This is a genomic window from Pseudomonas sp. MD330_10 (assembly GCF_042610415.1).
GTDB lineage: Bacteria > Pseudomonadota > Gammaproteobacteria > Pseudomonadales > Pseudomonadaceae > Aquipseudomonas > Aquipseudomonas rhodesiae.
This window is the reverse complement of the sequence record NZ_JBHGZU010000009.1, coordinates 50,074-72,769: the sequence shown is the minus strand read 5'-3', so window position 1 is coordinate 72,769 and position 22,696 is coordinate 50,074. Positions and strand designations below refer to the sequence as shown.

Here is a 22,696-nt window from a genome sequence, read left to right as displayed (position 1 = left end):
ATGAACCTGTCCCCCCTCAATCGCCGTCGGTTCGAACGCTTCAAGGCCAACAAGCGTGGCTGGTGGTCGCTGTGGCTGTTCTTGATTCTATTTGTGCTCAGCCTGGGCGCCGAGCTGATCGCCAACGACAAGCCCTTGGCCGTGCATTACGACGGCGACTGGTATTTCCCTGCGCTCAAGCGTTACCCGGAGACCACGTTCGGCGGCGAGTTCCCTCTGGAGGCCAACTACAAGAGCCCGTATATCCAGGAACTGCTCAAGGCCAAGGACGCCTGGACGTTGTGGGCGCCGATTCCGTTCAGCTACCAGAGCATCAATTACGACCTCAAGGTGCCGGCGCCGGCTCCGCCCTCAAGCGTCAACCTGCTGGGCACTGACGACCAGGGGCGCGATGTGCTGGCGCGGGTGATCTACGGCTTTCGCGTGTCGGTGCTGTTCGCGCTGACGCTGACCGTGCTCAGTTCGATCATCGGCGTGATCGCTGGCGCGTTGCAGGGCTTCTACGGCGGCTGGGTCGATCTGGCCGGGCAACGCTTTCTGGAGATCTGGTCGGGGTTGCCGGTGCTGTACCTGCTGATCATTCTCGCCAGTTTCGTGCAGCCTAACTTCTGGTGGCTGCTGGGGATCATGCTGCTGTTTTCGTGGATGAGCCTGGTGGATGTGGTGCGCGCCGAGTTCCTGCGCGGGCGCAACCTGGAATACGTGCGCGCGGCGCGGGCCTTGGGTATGCAGAACGGCGCAATCATGTTCCGCCACATCCTGCCCAATGCCATGGTTTCGACCATGACCTTTATGCCGTTCATTCTCACCGGCGCCATCGGCACCCTTACCGCCCTGGACTTCCTCGGCTTTGGCCTGCCCGCCGGCTCGCCGTCCCTGGGCGAACTGGTGGCCCAGGGCAAATCCAACCTGCAAGCGCCGTGGCTGGGCATGAGTGCCTTTGCCGTGCTGGCGATCATGTTGAGTTTGCTGGTGTTTATCGGCGAGTCCGCTCGCGATGCCTTCGACCCGAGGAAATGAGATGAATCAGGACAATCTGATCGAAATCCGCGACCTCAGCGTCGAGTTTGTGACCGGCGAGCATCATCACCGGGTGGTGAGCAACGTCAGCTTCGATATCAAGCGCGGCGAAACCCTCGCGCTGGTGGGCGAAAGCGGTTCCGGCAAATCGGTGACCGCCCACTCGATCCTGCGCCTGCTGCCCTACCCGCTGGCGCGGCATCCGTCCGGCACCATCCAGTACGCGGGGCAGGACCTGTTGACCCTCAAGGAAAAGCCCCTGCGGCACATTCGCGGTAACCGCATCGCGATGATTTTCCAAGAGCCGATGACCTCGCTGAACCCACTGCACAGCATCGAAAAGCAGATCAACGAAGTCCTTGGCCTGCACAAGGGCCTCACCGGCAAGGTCGCCACTCAGCGCACCCTGGAGCTGCTGGAGCTGGTGGGCATCCCTGAACCGCACAAGCGCCTCAAGGCCCTGCCCCATGAATTGTCCGGCGGCCAGCGGCAGCGCGTGATGATCGCCATGGCCCTGGCCAACGAGCCGGAACTGCTGATCGCCGACGAGCCCACCACCGCTCTGGACGTCACCGTGCAGTTGAAAATCCTCGAACTGCTCAAGGAACTCCAGGCACGCCTGGGCATGGCCTTGCTGCTGATCAGCCACGACCTGAACCTGGTGCGACGCATCGCTCATCGCGTGTGCGTGATGCAGCAAGGTTGCATCGTCGAGCAGGCCGATTGCCAGACGCTGTTCCAGGCCCCGCAGCACCCCTATACCCAGGAACTGCTGGCCGCCGAGCCCAGCGGCGGGCCGGCGACCAATGCCGTCGGGCCGCCGTTGCTGGTGGTGGATGACCTCAAAGTGTGGTTCCCCATCAAGAAGGGCTTTTTGCGCAGCACCGTCGATTACGTCAAAGCGGTGGACGGCATCCACTTCAGCCTGCCCCAGGGCCAAACCCTGGGCATCGTCGGCGAAAGCGGCTCGGGCAAATCCACCCTGGGCCTGGCGATTCTGCGCTTGATCGGCAGCCGCGGCGGCATTCGTTTCGAAGGCCAGCAAATGGATGCCCTCAACCAGCAGCAGGTGCGCCCGCTGCGCCGGGAAATGCAGGTAGTGTTCCAGGACCCGTTCGGCAGCCTGAGCCCACGCATGTGCGTCAGCGAGATCGTCGGCGAAGGATTGCGCATCCATAAGATGGGCACCCCGGCCGAGCAGGAAGCGGCGATTATCGCGGCGCTCAAGGAAGTCGGCCTGGACCCCGACTCGCGCCATCGCTACCCCCACGAATTCTCCGGTGGCCAGCGCCAGCGCATCGCCATTGCCCGCGCGTTGGTGCTCAAGCCGCGCTTGATCCTGCTCGACGAGCCCACCTCGGCCCTCGACCGCACGGTGCAGCGCCAGGTGGTGGAACTGCTGCGCAACCTGCAAGCCAAGTACAACCTCACCTACCTGTTCATCAGCCACGACCTGGCGGTGGTCAAGGCGCTGAGTCACCAATTGATGGTGATCAAGCAGGGCCAAGTGGTGGAGCAAGGTGATGCGCAGGCGATCTTTGCCGATCCACAACATGCCTATACCCAGCAATTGCTCAAAGCCGCGTTTCTGGCGGCGCCCGACGACTGCCCGACGCATAGCCCTCCCTGACTGCCCTGGCGGAACCACACCACAACCGGTGCGGAAAGCCCTGCTACTGAAGCGACCGCCAACGGAGGGATGATCCGGGTTTAGCTACCCGGAGCCCTCTTCATGGACGATTTCCCCAGCCTGGCCCTGAGCGGGGCCGACCCGCACGATGGCATTGCGATGTCAGTCACCGTCGGTCCCTCCAGCGCCACGCCGCTTGAGCCCCAGACACACCCCAGCGGCGACGCCGCCTTGATCGCGCGGTTGATCAGCCTGCTCTCCGGCACGACAGACGCAGCCTTGCCCGCCGCAACCACGCCGGTACCCATCCCCGAACTATCCCTGCTGGGTCAGTGGTGCGCGGCGTTCAGCAAGGCCGTCAACAGCAAGGACTTTATCGCCTGGGCCGCTACAGAAGGCATGGTGCTGAGCACACTGCGGGTACATGACAGCAACCTCCACGTCACCGCACACGGCGTGCCCAAGGTGTTTACCCTGGCGGGCACGTCCAAATGGTGGACGTTGGCCAAACCCATCATTTTCATCAGCCAACTGCTCGACCCGCTCGCGCTGGGCATGCCATACATCGGCACCAAATCGAATGACGGCATCACCACACTGACGCTGAACCTCGTACTGGCGTTCCATGGCTACCCTATGCCAACCAATCGCCTCGCGGCACTGGCGATCATTGAGGAATTGCGTGCGCTGCAAGCCTTCCCGGCGTTTGACGATAACGGCCGCAGCAAATCGATCATCCACGCGGAACTGACGCAACAGCGGCTCGATTTTCAGCGATTGGCCACTGCCCTGGAGCAATGTGACGGAACACCTTCCGAGCTCAGCCACACCCGCGTCGACCTGACCTCCCACTCGACGCTGGCCAAAAGCGTCAAGGAAGCCGCGCTGCTGTTGTACTTGATCCTGGATGAGCACCACCTCGTCGATGCCCAGGCCCACTATGATTTCGCGCGCCAGTTGATCTGTGTGACCGAGCGCGATACGGCCCAGGAACAACGCACGCTGCTGCCCTCACCGACGCCACATTGGGAACGGTTGGTGCTGCTGGGTTCGCAACTGGGGGTGCGCATCTACCCCGATCACTCCGTCGACCTCACCGACGCCCTGACGGCCTACGGCTTCGAACCTGTGCAAGGGCCCGCACATATCGGTGCGTTGATCCAGCGCTTGCGCCAATGGCCGACGCCCGCGCAACCGGTGGTGCTCAAGGCTGTGCGCACCGCGGCAACACTCAGACGCTTTCGCCATTATGTGGGCATGATGAATGACCGCCACCGCCTGCGTACCGTGCTGACGCAAATGATCGGCAGCGGCCTGTTACAAGGGCCCGACGGCCTGGACCAGGTGATCAGTGGCGACCCGGACGCGCTCCGGGCCACAGTGAAGAGTGCCTACCGCCACTTACGCCTGGTGACCGACGATCCGGCCTTTCTGGCCCTGCGTAGCCGCCTGCGCATCGATCCCGCCAGCCACGTGCTGCTGAGCGAATCCGGCAACATCGAGGCCCGCGACTTGGACGGCGTCTGGAAGTCCCTGAACGATGCCGTGGCCGAGCATGACCACCTGCTGGAGCGGGTATCGCAATTGCGGCCGCTGGCCGCCCGAACGGGTGGCCAGTTGCGCACCAACGACACGGTGAGCGTGCAGCAGGCGTTGCGGTTGTACGGTTTTCGTGTGCCGCAAAGCCTGGCGGATGCTCGGCGGGTGCTGCAACGCCTGGAGGTCAGCCTGCCACAACGGTCAAGCCAGGGATCGTATTGGCGTGCACTCAAGCCGCGCGACGCGCGCCCTTCGGCCTGGACCCTGTCCCAGCAGGAGCGTGAACAGCTCGTCGCGCTCAGCCTCGACTTTATGCAGGGCCGGCCCGACACGCTGTTCGAATACCTGAGCCAGCCCCTCCTGACCGGCAAGACTGTGGCTGACGTCAGAGCCGAAGCCGATTACCTGATCCCGTGCCTGCTCGCATCGCCCCTGGCCCAACAACTGGGCGAAGTGCTGTCCAACACCCTGCACTGGCATGGCGGCCACGCCAGCGAACGGGGCGAAAGCGGCAGCCGCAACGCGCTGATACTGGCCGCGCTGATCCTGAGCCTGGACCCAAGGTTCGAGGCACATCCCACGGGTATCCAGGTGCTGGACTGGCACGGCGACTTCTATTGGGGCGAGTCCATACCGTTCGTGCGCCGGGACATCGAAACCGCTATGGGCGTGTTGGACAGACCCACGGCGGCCCTGGCGGCGCACTTGATCCTCAGTGAAAAAGGCCCGCAGTTGCTGGTGCGCGACATCCCCGAAGACGAGCCCTACCTGGGCTCACATACCTGGACGCTGTTCTGTCAGTACGTTATGTACCTGGAAAAAAGCCTGCCGGGCTCGTCCCGTCAATTCACCCACGCGCAGATCATGGCCCTCGCGTACCTGCCACCCGAAGATCGCTGGCAGACCTTTCTTGACAGCCCTCAGGCCACCACGGCGGTGCTGGAGTGGGCCGTGGTCAACGGCGTGCTGGCGCCTCAACGGCGCTATGGCACACAGTCCGTGAAAAACGCGGTCGATGCGATCAATGCCCAGCGGACACGCCTGCGCAGCACCCTGGAAGCGTTCGCCGAACCCGTGGTATGGCTGCGCCAGACCGCCCTGAACGACCTGCGCCGCGTGTATCCCGACAACGGCTGGCTGGAGGCGCGCATCCTGATGTGGCTGCCGCTTGACTCGCCATTTTCTGAAGACAAGCGCTTCGAAGGTATCCATACCGGCCCTAAATATTCGTTCACCGATCTGCATATGGCCGGCGACCTGGACGCCACCTCCCAGCATTGGCACTCGTCCCAGCCAGCCGTCAAATATCGACAGATGGCCAAGCGCTTTCATTTGCTGGGGTCGGTCAGCCAGGTATTTTTCCAAGCCTTCGATCACAAGTTGCAACAGCTCAAGGCGGCTTATCGCGAGTCCATCTGTTTTGGGTTGTCGCAACTGACCCTGCCGCGCCGAGAGGCGCTGGAATACGGTCAGGTGCGATTTTTCCAGCTCAGCCGCCCCAGCGCCTCAAGCAGTGCCGCCGCCCAAGTGGGACGATTCGGTGTGCTGATGGCCGTCACCTATGTCAGCACCACGTATGTCTACGAATGCTTCCCCAGGCAACTGCTTATACGCCCTCGCCTCGACCTCGATGCCCGGCAATTGCCGCAGGGCGTCGACACCGCCAGCCACTTCGACTGGGCAGCCTATGCACAGGGTGCGTGGCCACAAGACCCAGGGTCGTCGACAGCGACCACTGATTTGCTCCTCACCCCGCTCGGCAATAACCTGCCCCAGGCGCCCGAAGTGCCGCCACTGGATAGCCTGGGCAGACGCGTGCCACGCACGCTGGACTCACCGCGCAGCCATGCAGTGGCCGACGTTATCCTGGAGCACCCATTGCACGATGGCCTGGCCTTGCGCGAAAAAGCCAAGCGCCCACTGACGCTGCTTGAAGCCGCAAGCGGCACCGACCCGTGGGCCGACTTTTTGCTGGAAATGGCGCTCAAGGCGGACTGACGCTTGAACAGTCGGCGCTTTGATATAAAGTTGCTCACTCGATCTGCGCCAGGAGCCCTGCCCATGACCACCGCGACCGCCCCTGTTTTCTGGCGCGACCCAGCGCTGGCGTTTATCGAAGCGCGCACCATCGCCGACGGGCGCAAAGTCACTTATGCACGGCACGCCCACGAGCACTTTTCCATCGGTGCGATCACCACCGGACGCAGCTATTACCACTACGGTGCCGACACGTTTGAAATCAGCGCTGGCACCGTGGTGTTGATGAACCCCGGCGATGTCCATGCCTGCAACCCCATCGCCAACGAGCAGTGGTCCTACCAGATGCTGTATATCGACACGCCCTGGCTCACCGAGCTGCAATATCAGTTGGGTTTCAGCACCGATCAGGGCTACCGGCCATTCGACACACCGTATACCCGCGACCCACTGCTGTACCGTGGCTTGCTGGAGCTGTACCGCATCGTCGTGGATGAGCAGGCCGAACACCTGCAAAAGCAGAGCGCGCTGGTGAGTTACTTCAGCGACGTGCAGCAACGCCTGAACCCGTCGCCGACGCCGGTGCGTGAGGTGAACCACAAGCTGGAACGGGCAGCCGAATACATCCGGGAACACTGCACTCAAGCGTTGAAGCTCGAAGATATTTGCCAGGCGGCCGAGCTGTCGCCTTCTTACTTGATCCGTGCGTTCAAGCAGTATTACGGGCTGACGCCCCATGCCTTTTTGGTTAACCAACGCATTCAATTTGCCCGCGCCCAATTGCGCCAGGGCGAGCTGATCGCCGATGTGGCCCTGGCCGCCGGGTTTGCCGACCAGGCGCATTTCCAGCGCGCGTTCAAGCAGCACTTCGCCGCCACGCCGGGGCAATACCGCGACCGCCTCAAGCCATCAGCAAATAACCCACACTGGCCACCAGCAACGCGGCCATTGAACGGTTAAACACCCGCACGCCCTGGGGGTTGCTCAGGTAGCGGCGCAAAAAGGTGCCAGCGTAGGCCCAGCACGCCACCGACAGGTAGCAGATCACCAGATAGAGGCCGGCAAACACCCAGACCTGCGCCCTGGCGTTGTCCGCCACAAACAACCCCATCCCCGCAACACAAGCCAGCCAGGCTTTGGGGTTGAGCCATTGCATGATTGCGCCGTAGAGCATCGATGGCGCGGTAGCACGGCCTTGGGCGTCCAAGCGCCCATCATCCACCGCCAGTTTCCAAGCCATGTACAGCAGGAAGGCCACCCCGCCCCACTGAATCAGCTGAGTCAGGATCGGCCAGCGCAGCAGCACCTCATGCAGGCCCAGGCCAATCAGCACCAACAGCACGGTAAAGCCCACGGCGGCGCCGAATACATGTTTCTGGCTGGCGGCAAAACCGAAGCGCGCGCCCGAACTGAGCGCCACCACATTGACCGGGCCGGGGGTGATGGAGGTGGCCAGCGCGAAAGCGGCCATGGAAAGAATCAAGCTCATGACGAATCCCTGTGACAGTGAAGATAACGTCACGGTAAAGGGACGACGGCATCTGGTATTGAATAAAATGCCCCCCTAAAGCGCTATTTCGCGAATAACTCACGGTCCCGCATCTTCACATGACCGGTGCGGTAATAGGCATCGAACCAGGGTTTGTCCCCGGGTGCCGGTGGTTTGGCCAGGCGCAAGGTATCCAGCGCGCCAGGTTGACTGGCATTGACTCGGAAGTGGAAATGGTCGAACAGGCGCAACGCTTCAACCGCGTACACCACGGCGATCCTGCGGTCTTCGATGCGGATCAGGTGGTCGCCGTTGTTTTTCTCCCCTCCCTCGGCGAGGTTGGAAGAACCGGTGTACACCGTGGGATTTACGCCATTGAAATCCGTGACCACGAACTTGCTGTGCACCATGTTCCCGGCATTGCCTGACCACTCGGCCTTGAACGGTGCCGGGGCATTGCTGGCCAGATAAGCGAACGGCAGCAGGCCCACTGAGCCATCCGGCTTACGCACAGCCAACTGGCCCTTACGCTGGGCAACACCGTAGGAGAACAGCGCGCGCTGCATCAACTCATCCAGCGAATGGCGCACATTGCCGCTGATCAGGTTGAGAAACACCACCGAGTACAGTACCGAACTGCTGGCCTGCTCAATGCTGGCGGCAATCGCGTCCAGGGACAAGCCACTGTCGGCGTGGGGCGCAAAACACAGCGAGACCTTGGAGCCCGGCCGGTCGCGCACCACCCACCAGCGTTGCGACAGCGGGTTCTTGCGAAAGGCCATGGGCGCGGCCCAGTAAGCTTCGAATACCTCGGAGAACTTGCCGGCCACGCGCTCATCGTCGAACAGCAACACGTTATTGGACTGGATATACAAGCCACGCAGCGCAAAGTTGGTGGAGCCGCCGAGCACCCGTATCGCCCGCCCGTCACGCCTTACGATCAACACCTTATGGTGTTGCTGGCTGGAAAAATGCAGGCGCTTGACCTGGGCCCCCGCGCTGGCGAGGCGCGCAGCGCTGAGGCTTTCACAGCTGTCGGCGGCGCCCTGCTCGCCGTGGTCGTCAATGATCGCGCGCAGGCGCGGGCCGAGTTGCTCCAGGCGGCGCAGGATGTCGGGTTCTTTGCTTTCGTAGATCAGCGCATCGAGGGTTAACTGCGGGTCGTTGGCGACCTGATCCAGAACTTGCAAAATCAATCGTCGCGCCTCGAAACCCAGCCATTGGTAATGGGCTTCGAAGGGCGCCATATCCAGATCCAGAGACGCCCTGGGGGCGGCCCCTGCCGGCGGCAGGATGCGGGTCTCATTGTCGAACCGATCACCGTAGGCTTGGGACGAGGCGAAACCGCGGGTAAACCCGACATTCAGGAAACCACTGATCGTCTGGGCCTCAAGGCAAATCTGGTTTTCCACCGCCACGCCCTTGCGCAACGCGCCGTCGGCGCCCATGTAGCAGGCGGTGACCCGGTACCGATACACACCCGGCAGGATCTGGCTGGGCACGTGAATCCAGCGGAATTTCTGGAACGGCGCCTCGGTTGAAGCAAAGCTGCGCGGCCGCTCCGGCGTGGGTGGGTAGTCGAAATGCAGGCGATTGTGCAGTGCACCCCAGTGGTCGGCACCGGGGTAACGCACTTCGATGCTGAAGCCGACAAAATCACGGGTAGCGAGGTCTGGCGCCAAGTCGAATGCCAGTAGTGCGCTACCCTCTGCGCGATACAACTTGAAGGTCAGTCCCTGAAAGGTTGTCTTACTTTCAAAGTCAGTGTCCAAGCGATGTTCCTTTTGCCTGAAGGCAGTCTTTGAAAGTTTAGCGCCTGTATCACTTCCAGCCAGTGAACCCTAGACATTCTAGCGTTGCGCCGGAATGCGGATATCGCCCCCGCGACATTGGCTTTTCACACTGCGTGGGCAGCCGGCGAAGGCCAGGTCCTTGGTCAGGCACACGCGCACCTCCGACAGCACCTTACCTTTGCAAATCACTGCCAGCCCGTGATTACCCATGCGTGGATTGCTTTCGCGAAACAGCGCCTCGATATCGCGGGCCTGCAGCGTCGGCGGCGTGTTGAAGGGCTGCAATTGCTCGGGGATCACCACTGCCCCTAATGCCGCGTCGGTTTTGTCCAGATACGCCAACGGTTCCAGGCCGCTGCAGGTGCCATGCTTGGCCCATTCGTGCCTGAGCAGCGCACGGGTCGGAAACAACGTGGCACCCTTGTCCAGCGCCTCACGGCTCAGTTGCGACTGCGGCGCACACGACGCCGGCCAACCGCCCCGTGCGTATTGCGGCCACAGCCCGTGCAGCACAAAACCATAGCCCTTGCCCGAGCACTGTTCGTTGTCCGGGTGGGTCAGGCAAAACTTCGGCGACCACCACAACGACAGCACATAAAAATCAAACTGCCCCGGCGTGCCTTGATCACGCGGTGCCGCCAATGCGCCCGTGGAGAGCACCAGCCAAATCAACATCCAGTATTTCATCTACCGATTCCTTGAAAAAAACCAGGTGTACCGCGTTCAGCCAGGGTGATTGGGGTTACGTTGCAACACCTTATCCAAGATTCGATCGGTCTTCAGCGCCTCGATGGCCAACGAAGGGTGCTCGGCCTCGCCGCGAATATGGGCATTCATGGCCAGCACATGGTGCCACTGGATATGCGCGTGGCACGGCACGTCTAGCACTTCGTTGAATTCGCCTTCCAGGCGCAGCGGTTGCTCCTCGAACACCGAGAACACAATGCGCCCACGACTGCCGATCAGTTCGACCCGGTCTTCCTTGCGATCCGCGACAAAGTTCCAGCAGCCCATGCCCAGCGCGCCCGAGTCGAAAGTCCAGCAGGCCGTCACAGCATCTTCCGCTGCATAGCGCCCGGCCTGACGCGCGGTAAAACCGGACACTTCGACGATATCCCCGGCCAGGTACTGAAACAGATCAAACCCATGGCTGGCCAGGTCGGCAAAGTAGCCACCGCCGGCGATCAGCGGATCGGTGCGCCAGTTGGCGGCGCTGGCATCCTCGGCACCCGGTGGCTTGCATAGGGTCCAGGTGAGGTGACGCAGCTCACCAATACGCCCCTCCTGTAGCCACTGCCGCACCTGCTGGAAACGCGGCAGGGAACGCCGGTAGTAGGACACAAACAGGTGCAGCCCGGCGCGCTCGAAGGTGCGCTGCATCAGCGCGCTTTGCTCGGCATTCAGGGCCATGGGTTTTTCGACGCAGCAATGCTTGCCGGCGGCGGCCACCATCAGGCTGTATTCCAAGTGGCTGTCGGGGGGTGTGGCAATGTACACGGCGTCCACGTCGGGGTCGTTGATCAGCGCCTGGGCATCGGTGTAGAAGCGGTCAATCTGATGACGTGCCGCATAATCGCGCACGGCCTCCTCACGGCGCCCCATCACCGCGACCAGGGCCGAACCTGGCGCTTTGTAAAAGGCGGGTCCACTCTTTACTTCAGTGACACTGCCACAGCCGATCATGCCCCAGCGTACGGTCGTCATGGTTTACCTCGTGCGTTCTGATCAATCGGGCAGTATCCACATACCCACGGCCACGCGCCATAACCACTTAGCATGACAATTGCATTACACTTTTGTGACAGTTGATTCTTACGAGGCACAGACCATGAAAATCCGGGCAACGGTCATTTGCGAACACGAGGGGCATATCCTCTTCGTGCGCAAAGCCCGATCAAAATGGGCCTTGCCCGGCGGCAAGGTTGAACGCGACGAACGCCCGGTGGGCGCCGCCGAACGCGAACTGGAAGAAGAAACCGGGTTGAATGTGGATGGCTTGCTGTACCTTCAGGAACTCAAGGCCCGCGACACCGTGCACCATGTGTTCGAAGCCTCGGTGGTGAACATTGAAGACGCGCGGCCATGCAACGAGATCGTCGATTGCCAGTGGCATGCCTATACCGCCATGGACCAGCTGGACACTACGGATGCCACGCGTCATATCGTCAAATCCTTTCTGCGGCGCCTCTAGTAACGGGCGCTGCGGTGGGCGCCGGCTGAAGCTCCCACCGCAGCAGTCAGATGAGCCGTGCAGCAGGTCTCAATAGGTAATCTGAGGTGCAGACGCGGTATCGCTTGACGCTTGATCGTCACGTTTTACCCGGATGTGCTCCGGGAGGCTGTCCACCTGCTCACCGCCAAAATCGGTAATCGCATCCAACGAGTTGGATTGAACCTGGTCGTATGCCGAGGCGGCCACTGGGGAAACACTGTTCATATTTTTTTCCTTCCTACTCTGACCGACGGGGTGCCGGGCATCTTCGAGTACCGTCTTCGTGTCGCCTTCGAAACATCCAGTTCCAAACCACTATCTCTCCTTCCGCACTGCCCACCGCTGATCAGCACCGCCCGTGACCTCCCGTCCGTTGCCTCGCGCAACGCTTGACTCCCGGCGTGGATCACAAGAGCCTCTTGGCACTTAGCCATCATTTCGAGCAGTCCGTAATGAGCCATATTCCTTCGAGCCAAACCGACAGTGATGTCTACAAAACGCTGCTGGAGTCCACTAAAGCCATACCTTGGCGTATCGAGTGGCAGAGCATGACCTTCAGCTACATCGGGCCGCAGATCGAAACAGTGCTGGGCTGGAGCCAGCAGAGTTGGGTCAGCGTGGACGACTGGGTCGAGCGCATGCACCCGGACGACCGGGAGTATGTGGTGAACTTCTGCGTCTCGCAGTCCCGTGCCGGCGTCGACCATGAGGCCGATTACCGCGCCCTGACGGTGAATGGCGATTACGTGTGGATTCGCGATGTGGTGCATGTGATACGCAAGGACGGCGAAGTCGAAGCACTGATTGGTTTTATGTTCGATATCAGCGAGCGCAAGCAGACCGAAGAGCACTTGATCCGCCTGCAAAAGCAACTTGAGGAATACTCCTATCAGGATGGCCTGACGGGCATCGCCAACCGGCGCATGTTCGACACCGTGCTGGAACGCGAATGGGCCAGCGCCCAGCGCAGCCAATTGCCGCTGTCGTTGATCATTTTGGATATCGATTTTTTCAAGCAGTACAACGACCACTTCGGCCACATCAAAGGCGACGACTGCCTACGCCAAGTAGCGCGCACATTGGCACTGGCCGCGAATCGGCCAAGGGACTTTATCGCGCGGATCGGCGGCGAAGAGTTCGTGTGGTTGCTGCCGGAAACCGACGCTGCATCCGCCCGGCAAGTGGCACGACGCTGCCTGCACCTGATCTGCCAACAGGAGATCGAACATCCGCATTCCTCCGTGTCCCACCTGTTAACGTTGAGCCTGGGTGTCGGCACGCGGCTGGTCACAGCGGGTAGCGAAGCGCTGGAATTCGTCGAGGAGGTCGACAAGTTGCTGTATCAGGCCAAGCATGATGGCCGCATGCGTGCGGCGTTTGCCGACGATTGAACCCGGCCTGCGGCCAAATCCCAGGCAAAAAAAATCCCAAGTAGCTGATGGAAACTTGGGATTTAAAAATGCATAAACCGTGGGAGGTGAACGCACGGCTATGGTAACCATTGCAAAAAGCTGTAACAACATTATTTACGTCCTTTCGTCGGATTAAAAACGCTGTAAGTGCTTCAATATCCACATGTTTTTTATGTCTTAGCGGATATTAAGTGCCACCTTTTGGTGCAACTAGTCCACTTATAAAAAAGGGTTATTACTTATAACGGCGCGCTCGCTTTCTTCGATTCTTCGTTCAGTTGTTCGCACGTATCGCGCACATCCGCCCCGCCGAACGCCGTCGCACTAGCCACCCGCGCCACTTGCCGACACAGGGTCAGACGCTCGGCGGCGCTCTGTCGCTGACGGTCCGCTTCGGCGTTGATCTGCATGAAATAGGCGCCGAGCATCAGCGCCACGCCGACCACGCCGGCGACCAGGTAGAGCACGCTGTTGGATGAGGAGTGTTCTGGCTGCTGCATGACCGTTTGCGCCCTGCTCTCGTGGCAATCACGACGCAATTGTATGCAAACGGACATACTGGATTTGTGGTGGATTTGTAATCCGGGTGCGCGTATTTACTTACGCGCCACTTTGTAACGCACGCAGTCCTGATAAAAGCTCTGGCGAATGGCTTCAGGCTTGAGCCGCGAACGGCTGTCGTAGGTTTGCTCGGTAATGCCCATGGCCATCATGCGCATCCACGATTTGCTGAATTTAAGGGTTTGGATTTTCTGACGGGCGGCATACAGCGACACACCCGACAGTTTCAGCTCTTGGGCCCTGGCGGCGGTGCCGGCGCCCCAACTGCACATGTACTTGTCACCCTCACGCAACTCACGTGCCTGCACGGCCGTCGCGCCGCCTGCCAGGGAGCAGGCGATCAGCATGATTCCAACATTGCGCATTTGCATCCCCACCTAACCACCTGAAAATAAACGCGATTCTGGCGAGGATTTTGTTACAAAGGGGCCATTAAAATGCCTTATCGCAGGCTCCTCGGCCCGCCCACTTCCCTGTGGGGCGCGAGCTTGGCACACGTCACGTCTTTACCACTGGTACGTGGCACTCGCCTGTACCGTGCGCTGCGAGCCATACCAGCACCATGAATACGAGTAGCACGACGCGACGTACTCTTTATTGGCCAGGTTGGTGGCGTTCAATGCCAGGCGCAGCTTGTCGTTGAGGTTGACGATATTTGGGATGTCGTAATGCACCGCAGCGTCAAACAAGGTGTAGCCGGGCACTTTCAACGTGTTGGCGGTATCGCCCCAGGAAGAGCCGACATAGCGGGCACCCGCCCCCGCGCCGAAGCCTTTGAGGTGGCCGTCGCGGAAGGTGTAATCGGCCCATGCCGAAGCGGTATGCCGTGGCACGCCGTAGGTGGTGGTGCCTTCCACCAGGACCGCCGGGCCGACGCCAATATCGCTGATTGGCGCATAACGCACGGTGCTGTTTGACTTGGAGGCGCGGTTGTCCAGGTAAGCGTAAGCAGCGGTGATATCGAGGTTATCGCTCAGGCTGGCCTTGCCCTCCAGTTCAAAGCCGCGGGATTGCTGTTCGCCATCCTGAATCTGGCAGCGACCGTTACCACACAGGTGGGTCGGATCCGGGTCCATGGTCGGCACGTTGCTCTGGCGCAGGTCGAAAATCGCCGCGGTGATAAAACTGTTGCTGCCCGGCGGCTGATACTTGATGCCCAGTTCATATTGCTTGCCCTCGGTCGGCTTGAACACCGAACCGCCGTAGCCGGTCCCCGATTGCGGGTTGAACGACTCCGCGTAACTCACATACGGCGCCAGGCCGTTATCGAACAGATACACCAGCCCTACACGCCCGGTGAACGCCTCACTGTCCAAGGAGGACTTGCTCTTGGCACCGGTGCGCAGCGTCTTGGTAGTGCCATCGGTGCTGGCCCAGTCATACCGGCCGCCCAGCAGCAGCACCCAGTTGTCCCACTTCATCTGCTCTTGCAGGTAAACCCCGGTTTGCTCGCTGCGTGAAGTGGCGTCCGTGGCGAAGGCCGGCGTGGTCACCGGGGCGCCGTATACGGGATCGAAGATATCCAGTGAAGGCCCCGAGCCATAACCCGCCTTGGTATCGGTGCTGGTGTTCTGGTAATCGGCGCCCATCAACAGCGTATGCTGCAACGGCCCGGTGTCGAATTTGGCCTGCACCTGGTTGTCGAGGTTGTAGGCATCCATGTCCACATCGGTGGCAATGGTCGAGCGAGTAGACGTGCGGTAATCGGCCTGCAGATAGCTGTTGTAGATGCTGCGATAGATGCCCTCGGCACGCAGATAGCGTGCATTCTGGCGCAGCGTCCACACGTCGTTGAAATGGTGTTCGAACGCGTAGCCGACGGAGTAATACTCACGATCGCTTTTCTCGAAGTTCTTTTCACCGTCGTAGTAGTCCACGTCGATCTTGCGCCCGGTGGGGCTGTGCAGCACCGAGCCCCAAGCCGGTACCGAGCCGTAGGATGCGCCCTTGGGGTCTTTCTGAAAGTGCCCCAGCAAGGTCAGCGATGTGTCCTCGTCCGGGCGCCAGGTAAAGGCGCTGGACAACGACTGACGACGGGTCTCGGTGTGTTCGACCTGGCCATCGGCATCGTCGAAAAGACCGGCGACACGGTAGGAATACACCCCTTGATCGTCAAGCGGGCCGCTGAGGTCGAAGGTGGTGCGCTTTTTATCAAAGGTGCCGTATTCGACGCCCACTTCATGGAACGGCACATCCAGCGGCCGCTTGGTAACCATATTGATCACACCGCTGGGCGAACCCTGGCCGTATAGCACCGAGGCGGGGCCACGCAGCACTTCGACCCGTTCCAAATCGAACGCATCTTTCTGCGGCAAGGCATCGCGGCTGGACGGCATGCGCAGGCCGTCGAGGTAAGTGGTGGGCGAGAAGCCGCGAATGGTCAGCTGGTCGAGGCGCGACGCGGTGGCGCCACGGGTTTCCGGCACCACGGCGGCGCTGTAGCGCAGGATCTGATTGAGGCTTTCGGCGTTCTGGGCACGCATCTGGTCTTTAGTGACCACCGAGATCGACTGCGGGGTTTCGATCAGCGCGGTATCGGTCTTGGTCGCCGACAGGCTGCGCGTGGCCACATAACCGGGCACCGGACCGGTGGGGCTTTCGGGCTGGTAAGCCGCGTTGATGGTGGTGGCCTGCAGTTGCATGGCCCCGCCGCTGTCCGGGATCGCCTCCAAGCGATAACGGTCGCCGGAAAGTTTCAGCGCCTGCAAACCGGTGCCGGCCAGCAATTGGTTCAACGCCCCATCGATATCGTACTGCCCGCTCACGCCCGGGCTGCGCTTGCCTCGGGTCAGCTCTGCATCGAACGCCAGCACCAGCCCCGCCTGCTCGGCCAGGTTATTGAGCGCCTGGCTCAAATCACCGGCCGGCACCTGGAAGCCGCGCTGGGCGCTGCTTTCTTCGGCGAAGGAGGACTGGACGGTCAACAACGGCACAGCGGCAAAAGCCATCGCCACCGACAAAGCCAGCGGATGCAAGGGACGAGCAAGACGCGACATGATAAATCCTGCGTAATTGAGGTTCTATCTACCATGACGGCCAGCTTGGAAAATCGGGTAAGGATGCGAGGGGTTTTTATTTGAGAATCAATCAGCGCTGGCTGACAGTTGCTTGCCAACAAGCACACGGGTCTTTCCAGGCGCGGCTCAGGCCCAAGCCACTACCAACAACCCTACCCCCAGGGCCAGGCACAACGGTGAATAGCAATACGTATCCCAACGCGCAAACCGCGACCCTCCGACTTTTTTGAAAAAACCCACCAGTTCTGAGTCGCCGATGGCCCTGGCGAACATCAGCACGGCGATGGCGCTGATACCCCATTGCAACGCATGGTGGGATACCGCAGGGAAATACAGGCCGGCGCGCAGGCAGACCAATAGCGCAATCCCCACCAGCCCCATCGCCACCAAAAAGGTGCCCAGGGCCGACGGTTTGAACGCTGGGCGCGGGCCGCTGGCAAATTCGCCGGGCAACTGCGGGATGGCCGCCAGGCTGCCGAGCTTGCCGCCGGCAGCCCAGTACAGGTGGATCACACTGATTCCGGTGAATATGCCGACGATCCAGCGTGCGATCACAAAACTCATGACGGGCTCTCCCTGAAAAGGTCCGGGAAAGGATAGTCGTCCGAGGTTTTTTTGCAGGTATTTCGTCGGGGAGCGAACGGCCTGCTACTTCAGGCTCGCCTCAACCTTCTGCGCCACCTCGTCGGTCAGCCAGGCCTTCCAGACCTCGGGATGGGCCTTGAGAAACGCCTGAGCCACCTCCCTTGGCGGAGTATGGTTTTCACTCATGGTGGCCAAGGCTTTGTTCAGCGGCTCAATGGGAAACTCGACTTTTTCGAAAAACCCGGCGATCTGTGGGTGCGCCTTCTGAAACGGCGTAGACACCCCGATGCTCAACTTGGACGCCAGCGAACGAGTCGGCTTTGGATTGGGGTTGTCTGCGTCGGTCAGGGTTTTCCAGGCCTCGGCATCGAATGGCGGCTCTTCGAGCTGGATCAGTTTGTAGCGCCCCATCAAAGGAGTCGGCGACCAGTAGTAAAACAGCACCGGTTTGCCACGCCGGATCGAGGAGGCGATTTCGGCATCCAGCGCCGCACCCGAGCCGCTGCGGAAGTTCACGTAGCTGTCGTCCAGGCCATAGGCTTTGAGCTTCTGCTGGTTGACCACTTCCGAGGTCCAGCCGATGGGGCTGTTGAGAAAGCGCCCCTTGTCGGGAGATTCCGGGTCTTTGAATACATCCTTGTAGCGCGCCAGGTCTTTTACACTCTTGAGGTCCGGCGCCATCGGTTTGATGCCCTTTGCGGGGTCCCCCTTGACCACATATTCAGGCACCCACCAGCCCTCGGTTGCGCCTTTGACCGTATCGCCCAGACCGGCCACTTTGCCTTCGGCCTCAGCCTTGACCCACACGGGGCTGCGGCCGGCCCACTCTTCGCCGATCACCTGGATGTCATTCTTGGCCAGGGCGGTCTCCAGGGTGATGGTGGTACCGGGCAACGTGTCGGTGGGCAAGTCATAGCCCTTCTCGACGATAAACCGCAGCACTTCGGTGATCAGGCTGCCGCTTTCCCAATTCAGGTCGGCAAAATGCACCGGCGTTTGCGCCGCCGCGGGCAACGAAGCCATCGATAGACTCAGGCTCGTCAGGGACGCCACCAACAGGGTTCTCAAACCTTTCATGCCTTACCTCGCGTACTGCAGCCATAGCGGATGGCTTTGCCGCGAACGCGCGAAGCCTCTGAATAGTTAAGTCAACTCAACTGTAGTAGAGGTTCCGGAAGACGACACACGCGTGTGCTGTGGACGCTTTACTCGCTGGCCTTGAAGGTGACCAGTTCGCCCTTGCGCCACTTGGCGGCCTTGCCGGTCACGGTTTTAAGGGTTTTGGTCAGACCCTCCTGCAATTGTTCATGGGCGGCGAACACCAGCATCACACTGTGGCCTTCCTTGAACACGATGCCCTCGCCTTCGGCCGAAGAAACAAAGGCGTAATCACCCAGGCCATATACCGTCAACTTGATGTCGCGGAACTTCAATTCGAACTTACCGCCTTCGCGGCTGGGCAATACCGCCGCGCGAAAATGGTCGCCCACTTTGAGTTCAAGACGCTGTTTGTCATCCACCACCAATGCCGTTTCGGTGTCGATTTCGGCGACGTAGATGCCTTCCGGCGTCTGCTCAGTGATGTAAACAAAACGGGATTGGAACTGTTTGACCAACTTTGCGCGCAAATCACCCAGCACGAACAATGCGTGCATATCCAGATTACTGACTGCCAAGGAAAAGCCCCCACATCGAAAAAAGTACGGCCTGCAGAAACAGGCAGCACACTAAAACGGCCAATACGGCACGATCACCTGATGCACTTATTGAAAAAACTGAAGAAACTTCCTGCCGTATTGCACGCCTCGTACGGGCGCACACGATGGACCTTATGCAAGGTCACCGGGACTGACAGGAAATCACAGGTTCAACGACCCGAGAATACGGGTCGCACCGCTTCAGAGAATAACCCCAATCAAAAACGTAGTTTCCGACAGTTCACACAAAAATTACTTGGCGTGGAACCGAGTGTCGACCCGCGACGACAATGGTAGAACAGCGATAGGGTTCAAACCACCCGAACCGTTTGCGGTAAGTCACAAGATCGATAGGAGCTGACCATGCAACGACGTCACTATCAGGCTACGTCTTCCGGCACTCGTTCATCATGTCCAGACGAGCGCCAATATTACTGCTTGCCAGGCCTGGAAGGGTACTCCAATTCTGTTCTTTACCAAGTGGTACCTGCCGGGAGGAACTTCTTTCATATCCTGGAAGTGACCAGTGGCCGAATCAGGGGTTTCCGCAGCAACCATATCAAGGCGTGTGAACTGGCCAAACAACTGGAAGCCAGTCTGCACGATGGGATCGTTTCGTCACCTGGTTGACTTTACCGCGCCACAGCCCTCCAACAACTGCCATACTGACCCGTCCATTGAAGTTTGCCCCGCCGGCGGGTCAGGTTTCATCAGTGCAGTTGAATACCTCGAAGGGAAGGCGATACGTGACGGAATTTGATATTGGCGAATTTTTTATCCGTGGCGAAGCCAGGGAAGTTGACGGTGAATTTCAAGCGGTCATCGTAATGCGTGCCAAACCGCCCCTGACCACTACTACCACCCACCAAGTGGAAAAAGACCGTTGGTTCAAGACCGTGGAGGCCGCTGCCAGCGCCGCCAAAGAGTCGGCCCAGGCCCTCAAGACGGCCGTGGATGCCGGCGCACTGACCTGCTGACGAACAAATTCGAACTCTGCCGTGTCAGGGCCCTCCCATGCATAACGCTGCTCACTTTGCATGGAGATACCAATGGACACCACCACCCCTACCCTGGAAACCCTGTTCGATCAACTTGGCCTGGATTCATCCCAAGAAGGTATTGAGCGGTTCACCGCCGAGCACCGCCTGCCGGACGACGTCAAATTGGTCGACGCCCCGTTCTGGAGCGCGCAACAGGCCAGTTTTCTCAAAGAGCAACTGCACGTCGACGCCGAATGGGCGCCGGCGGTGGACGACCTGAACGCGCTGTTGCATGAGCCCGCCAAGGCGTAACGCGAGCGCCACGCCCGACCTCAGCGCTTGGCGCTTTCCGGTTTATAACCCAGGCGCAACCCGCCCCAATGCCGGCCGTTGACCATGATCGGTACCGACAGATCATGCATCAGCTCGCCGGTATCGCGGGTGTAGGTCTGCAGTAACACCGCCTGCTGATGACTGCCGCAGCGAATGCCTGTGCGGTCGTCGAACTTACGTTTGGTGCGGTTCTGCACCGCATCCACTTTGGCATCGCCGGTCAACGGCTGGGAAAACGCATTATTGTGGGTCGGCACGTAGCCCTGTGGCGTGCAGGCGATGGCAAATACCAAGCCTTCGTGACGCGGCAATAGCGCCTCTTGGATCGCCGGTAGCACCTTGTCGGTGTAACTGTCGAAGCGGGTGTGGTACTTGCTCGGGCTGGTGTTGGGAATCGGGGTATAAGTACGGTCGAACAGGTCATCCAGGCTGATGCGGTTTTGCTGTATATCCGCTTCGAATTGCGCAGCGATGCGGCTGGCGCCCTCGCGGGCCAGGTCGTAGATCCGTTGGTGATAGTCGTCCAGCCCCACCGCCGCCAGACGCTCGCTGATGGTTTCGGCCTGCCCTTCCATCTGGATCGCGGCGTCGGCCAACTGCCGGGTTTGCTCGTCGCTGATGCTCAAATCGCAGCGCATCTGTTCCACCGCATGGAACAGGCTGTCGAGCTGCGCCTGGTTGGTGTCGGTGCCCTGGGCGATTTCATTGACTTGGCCTTCCACATCGGCGGCGAGGCTGGCAATGCTTTCCAACTGTTCGCCGGCGTGCTCCACCTGCTCGACGCCGGTGTGCAAATCCGCCGATAACTGGCGAATCTGCTCCACGACCTGAGCCGTGCGCTGCTGGATATCCGCCACCATCACCCCGACTTCATCGGTGGCCGTGGCGGTACGCCCGGCCAGCCCGCGCACTTCGTCGGCCACCACCGCAAACCCGCGCCCATGCTCACCGGCCCGTGCCGCCTCGATGGCGGCATTGAGCGCCAACAGGTTGGTCTGGCTGGCGATGGACTGGATCACCAGGGTGACCCGCTGGATTTCCTCGCTGCGCTGGCTCAAGGCTTCGATCAGCTCTCGGCTGGCATTGGCGCGCTGGCTGAGCTGACGCATGCGGGTGATGGAGTGCACCAGCACTTCCCGGCCTTCGGTACTGCGCTGATGGGCCTGGCTGGCGGCCCCCAAGGCCTGGCGGCTGAGCTGGGAAGTGACCTGTTCGGTGCTGATCATGACTTCGGCATTGCTGACAATCTGTTTGGCCGCCGTCAATTGCGACTGCAGGCGCGCGGCCAATTGCTTGACCGAATAGGCCACGCCGGCAGCGGACAGTGCGTTATGGCTGGTGGTGTAGGACAGATCCCGGGTCAGTTCGCCAATCGCATCGACGGCTACCGGCGCAGGGCCGACCGGGCGGCTGCGCAAGCGAGGCAGCCAGATCACCAACAGGGCGATGGGCAGACACAGGTAGATCGGCAGCTGGGCGAATGCCAGGCCTAACAATATCAGCACCAGAGCAGTGCTCTGCAACAGCGGCGTCAGCCAGCCGGGCAACCGGCGCGCCACCGCGTGTGGCGGCACTGCTGCGCCCATCAGAGATCCGTCCCCAGCCATTTCGTCACCCCCACTGATTGTCTTTATTGTCACGGCATTAAACGCCACTATCCGGCCATTATCCATGGGCCTTTAGTGGGGTGCCGTGCAGTAGATCAATAGTAGACGGGGTGTGGCGGGTATTCCTGCGGGGAACCATGCGGACGGCTCCCCGGCTTCACCGCATCAGGCTTGGCGCTGATGCTTGTCGATCTGCTCGTGACGCTCTTGCGCTTCGATGCAGTACTTGGTGGTCGGGCTGATCAGCAGGCGCTTGAGGCCGATAGGCTCGCCGCTGTCGTCGCACCAGCCAAAGGAATCTTCCTTGATGCGTTCCAGTGCACGCTCAAGCTGCGGCAGCATGCGCTGGTCGCGGTCGATGGCGTTGACCAGCCAGGTGCGCTCTTCTTCCACGGAAGCAGCGTCGGCCGGGTCAGCCGGGGTGTCCAGGCTTTCAATGGCGATACGGTTCTGTTCAATGCGCTCGTGGTGTTCCACTTTCATGTCTTGCAGCAACTTCTCGAAAAAAGCGTGCTGTTCGGCATTCATGTAGTCATCCGCCGGCATGGCCAGCAACTTTTCCTTTGTCATTGATTTCTCTATAAAAAATACGTGCATTAAGGCGAATAAGGGAGCGTTCCGGCCGACCTGTGCAGGTCTCGGAAGGGCGCCATCCATTCCAAGCGCCACCCGGCACTCAATTTACGAGGGGCGGCAGTCTAAGGCCGACTTGAGGGCGCAGCAACTGAAAAGACAGGCATTTTTTCCGATATAACCCCCAAAGACACCAGGACGGGCTTGGCGAATGGTCATCGGAGTGCGTTTATAGCAGGAAAGTTCGTAGAGCAGCTATAAGCCGCAAGCT

21 protein-coding genes are annotated in these 22,696 nt (G+C 60.4%); 8 read left to right on the top strand and 13 right to left on the bottom strand.

Going from position 1 to position 22,696, the window contains the following annotated elements; all coding sequences use genetic code 11:
• From ACFZPT_RS16120 to ACFZPT_RS16105, 4 genes are all read left to right on the top strand, one after another.
• Complete coding sequence (locus tag ACFZPT_RS16120; RefSeq protein WP_034097023.1) at nucleotides 1–1,020, top strand: ABC transporter permease; 1,020 nt, start codon at nucleotides 1–3, stop codon at nucleotides 1,018–1,020.
• A 1-nt stretch (nucleotide 1,021) separates the two neighbouring features.
• Nucleotides 1,022–2,650, top strand: a complete 1,629-nt coding sequence (locus ACFZPT_RS16115) for an ABC transporter ATP-binding protein (RefSeq protein ID WP_034113153.1) — start codon at nucleotides 1,022–1,024, stop codon at nucleotides 2,648–2,650.
• Between the two features lie 102 nt (nucleotides 2,651–2,752).
• On the top strand, nucleotides 2,753–6,187 hold the full coding sequence (locus ACFZPT_RS16110; protein WP_034113151.1) for a hypothetical protein: 3,435 nt from the start codon (nucleotides 2,753–2,755) through the stop codon (nucleotides 6,185–6,187).
• Nucleotides 6,188–6,250: 63 nt separating this feature from the next.
• Nucleotides 6,251–7,126, top strand: coding sequence for an AraC family transcriptional regulator (locus ACFZPT_RS16105; protein WP_034097020.1), 876 nt, complete (start codon nucleotides 6,251–6,253; stop codon nucleotides 7,124–7,126).
• Here the strand turns inward: ACFZPT_RS16105 and ACFZPT_RS16100 are convergent.
• From ACFZPT_RS16100 to ACFZPT_RS16085, 4 genes are all read right to left on the bottom strand, one after another.
• Nucleotides 7,068–7,655: a LysE family translocator gene (locus ACFZPT_RS16100; protein ID WP_034097019.1), complete on the bottom strand. Its 588-nt coding sequence runs from the start codon at nucleotides 7,653–7,655 to the stop codon at nucleotides 7,068–7,070. The two genes, ACFZPT_RS16105 and ACFZPT_RS16100, sit on opposite strands and share 59 nt — an antisense overlap.
• An 83-nt stretch (nucleotides 7,656–7,738) precedes the next feature.
• Nucleotides 7,739–9,427: a phospholipase D-like domain-containing protein gene (locus tag ACFZPT_RS16095; RefSeq protein ID WP_034097018.1), complete on the bottom strand. Its 1,689-nt coding sequence runs from the start codon at nucleotides 9,425–9,427 to the stop codon at nucleotides 7,739–7,741.
• Between the two features lie 78 nt (nucleotides 9,428–9,505).
• The gene (locus tag ACFZPT_RS16090) at nucleotides 9,506–10,135 is read right to left on the bottom strand and encodes a ribonuclease T2 (RefSeq protein ID WP_034113147.1); all 630 of its coding nucleotides are present in this window, start codon (nucleotides 10,133–10,135) and stop codon (nucleotides 9,506–9,508) included.
• A 36-nt stretch (nucleotides 10,136–10,171) separates the two neighbouring features.
• Entirely contained in the window at nucleotides 10,172–11,152 is a 981-nt protein-coding gene (locus ACFZPT_RS16085; RefSeq protein ID WP_034113145.1) for a Gfo/Idh/MocA family protein, read from the bottom strand.
• Between the two features lie 124 nt (nucleotides 11,153–11,276).
• On the opposite strand from ACFZPT_RS16085, the gene ACFZPT_RS16080 reads away from it, so the two are divergent.
• Nucleotides 11,277–11,639 carry an NUDIX hydrolase gene (locus tag ACFZPT_RS16080; RefSeq protein ID WP_034097015.1) on the top strand — a complete coding sequence of 121 codons (363 nt, stop codon included), beginning with the start codon at nucleotides 11,277–11,279 and terminating at the stop codon, nucleotides 11,637–11,639.
• A gap of 69 nt (nucleotides 11,640–11,708) precedes the next feature.
• On the opposite strand, the gene ACFZPT_RS16075 is transcribed toward ACFZPT_RS16080, so the two are convergent.
• A complete protein-coding gene (locus ACFZPT_RS16075; RefSeq protein ID WP_158231154.1) occupies nucleotides 11,709–11,885 on the bottom strand; it encodes a hypothetical protein in 177 nt (58 codons plus the stop codon).
• Nucleotides 11,886–12,112: 227 nt separating this feature from the next.
• On the opposite strand from ACFZPT_RS16075, the gene ACFZPT_RS16070 reads away from it, so the two are divergent.
• Nucleotides 12,113–13,051, top strand: coding sequence for a sensor domain-containing diguanylate cyclase (locus ACFZPT_RS16070; protein ID WP_034097013.1), 939 nt, complete (start codon nucleotides 12,113–12,115; stop codon nucleotides 13,049–13,051).
• A 260-nt stretch (nucleotides 13,052–13,311) separates the two neighbouring features.
• Here ACFZPT_RS16070 and ACFZPT_RS16065 read toward each other — a convergent pair whose 3' ends face one another.
• The 6 genes from ACFZPT_RS16065 to ACFZPT_RS16040 form a co-directional block, all read right to left on the bottom strand.
• Nucleotides 13,312–13,572, bottom strand: a complete 261-nt coding sequence (locus ACFZPT_RS16065) for a hypothetical protein (RefSeq protein ID WP_034097012.1) — start codon at nucleotides 13,570–13,572, stop codon at nucleotides 13,312–13,314.
• Between the two features lie 96 nt (nucleotides 13,573–13,668).
• Nucleotides 13,669–13,998, bottom strand: coding sequence for a hypothetical protein (locus ACFZPT_RS16060; RefSeq protein WP_034097359.1), 330 nt, complete (start codon nucleotides 13,996–13,998; stop codon nucleotides 13,669–13,671).
• Between the two features lie 141 nt (nucleotides 13,999–14,139).
• On the bottom strand, nucleotides 14,140–16,629 hold the full coding sequence (locus ACFZPT_RS16055; protein ID WP_379555462.1) for a TonB-dependent siderophore receptor: 2,490 nt from the start codon (nucleotides 16,627–16,629) through the stop codon (nucleotides 14,140–14,142).
• 147 nt (nucleotides 16,630–16,776) lie between these two features.
• A complete protein-coding gene (locus ACFZPT_RS16050; RefSeq protein WP_034097010.1) occupies nucleotides 16,777–17,214 on the bottom strand; it encodes a DUF3995 domain-containing protein in 438 nt (145 codons plus the stop codon).
• A gap of 84 nt (nucleotides 17,215–17,298) precedes the next feature.
• A complete protein-coding gene (locus tag ACFZPT_RS16045; RefSeq protein WP_034113141.1) occupies nucleotides 17,299–18,312 on the bottom strand; it encodes an ABC transporter substrate-binding protein in 1,014 nt (337 codons plus the stop codon).
• Nucleotides 18,313–18,440: 128 nt separating this feature from the next.
• Nucleotides 18,441–18,890 carry a hypothetical protein gene (locus ACFZPT_RS16040; RefSeq protein WP_034113139.1) on the bottom strand — a complete coding sequence of 150 codons (450 nt, stop codon included), beginning with the start codon at nucleotides 18,888–18,890 and terminating at the stop codon, nucleotides 18,441–18,443.
• A 788-nt stretch (nucleotides 18,891–19,678) separates the two neighbouring features.
• Here ACFZPT_RS16040 and ACFZPT_RS16035 point away from each other — a divergent pair.
• Nucleotides 19,679–19,909, top strand: a complete 231-nt coding sequence (locus ACFZPT_RS16035) for a hypothetical protein (protein WP_034097007.1) — start codon at nucleotides 19,679–19,681, stop codon at nucleotides 19,907–19,909.
• Between the two features lie 72 nt (nucleotides 19,910–19,981).
• A complete protein-coding gene (locus tag ACFZPT_RS16030) occupies nucleotides 19,982–20,224 on the top strand; it encodes a DUF2789 domain-containing protein (protein ID WP_034113134.1) in 243 nt (80 codons plus the stop codon).
• Nucleotides 20,225–20,244: 20 nt separating this feature from the next.
• On the opposite strand, the gene ACFZPT_RS16025 is transcribed toward ACFZPT_RS16030, so the two are convergent.
• Both ACFZPT_RS16025 and ACFZPT_RS16020 read right to left on the bottom strand, forming a co-directional pair.
• A complete protein-coding gene (locus tag ACFZPT_RS16025) occupies nucleotides 20,245–21,471 on the bottom strand; it encodes a methyl-accepting chemotaxis protein (RefSeq protein WP_376753342.1) in 1,227 nt (408 codons plus the stop codon).
• Between the two features lie 546 nt (nucleotides 21,472–22,017).
• On the bottom strand, nucleotides 22,018–22,422 hold the full coding sequence (locus ACFZPT_RS16020) for a TraR/DksA C4-type zinc finger protein (RefSeq protein ID WP_003191666.1): 405 nt from the start codon (nucleotides 22,420–22,422) through the stop codon (nucleotides 22,018–22,020).
• Between the last annotated feature and the right edge of the window lie 274 nt (nucleotides 22,423–22,696).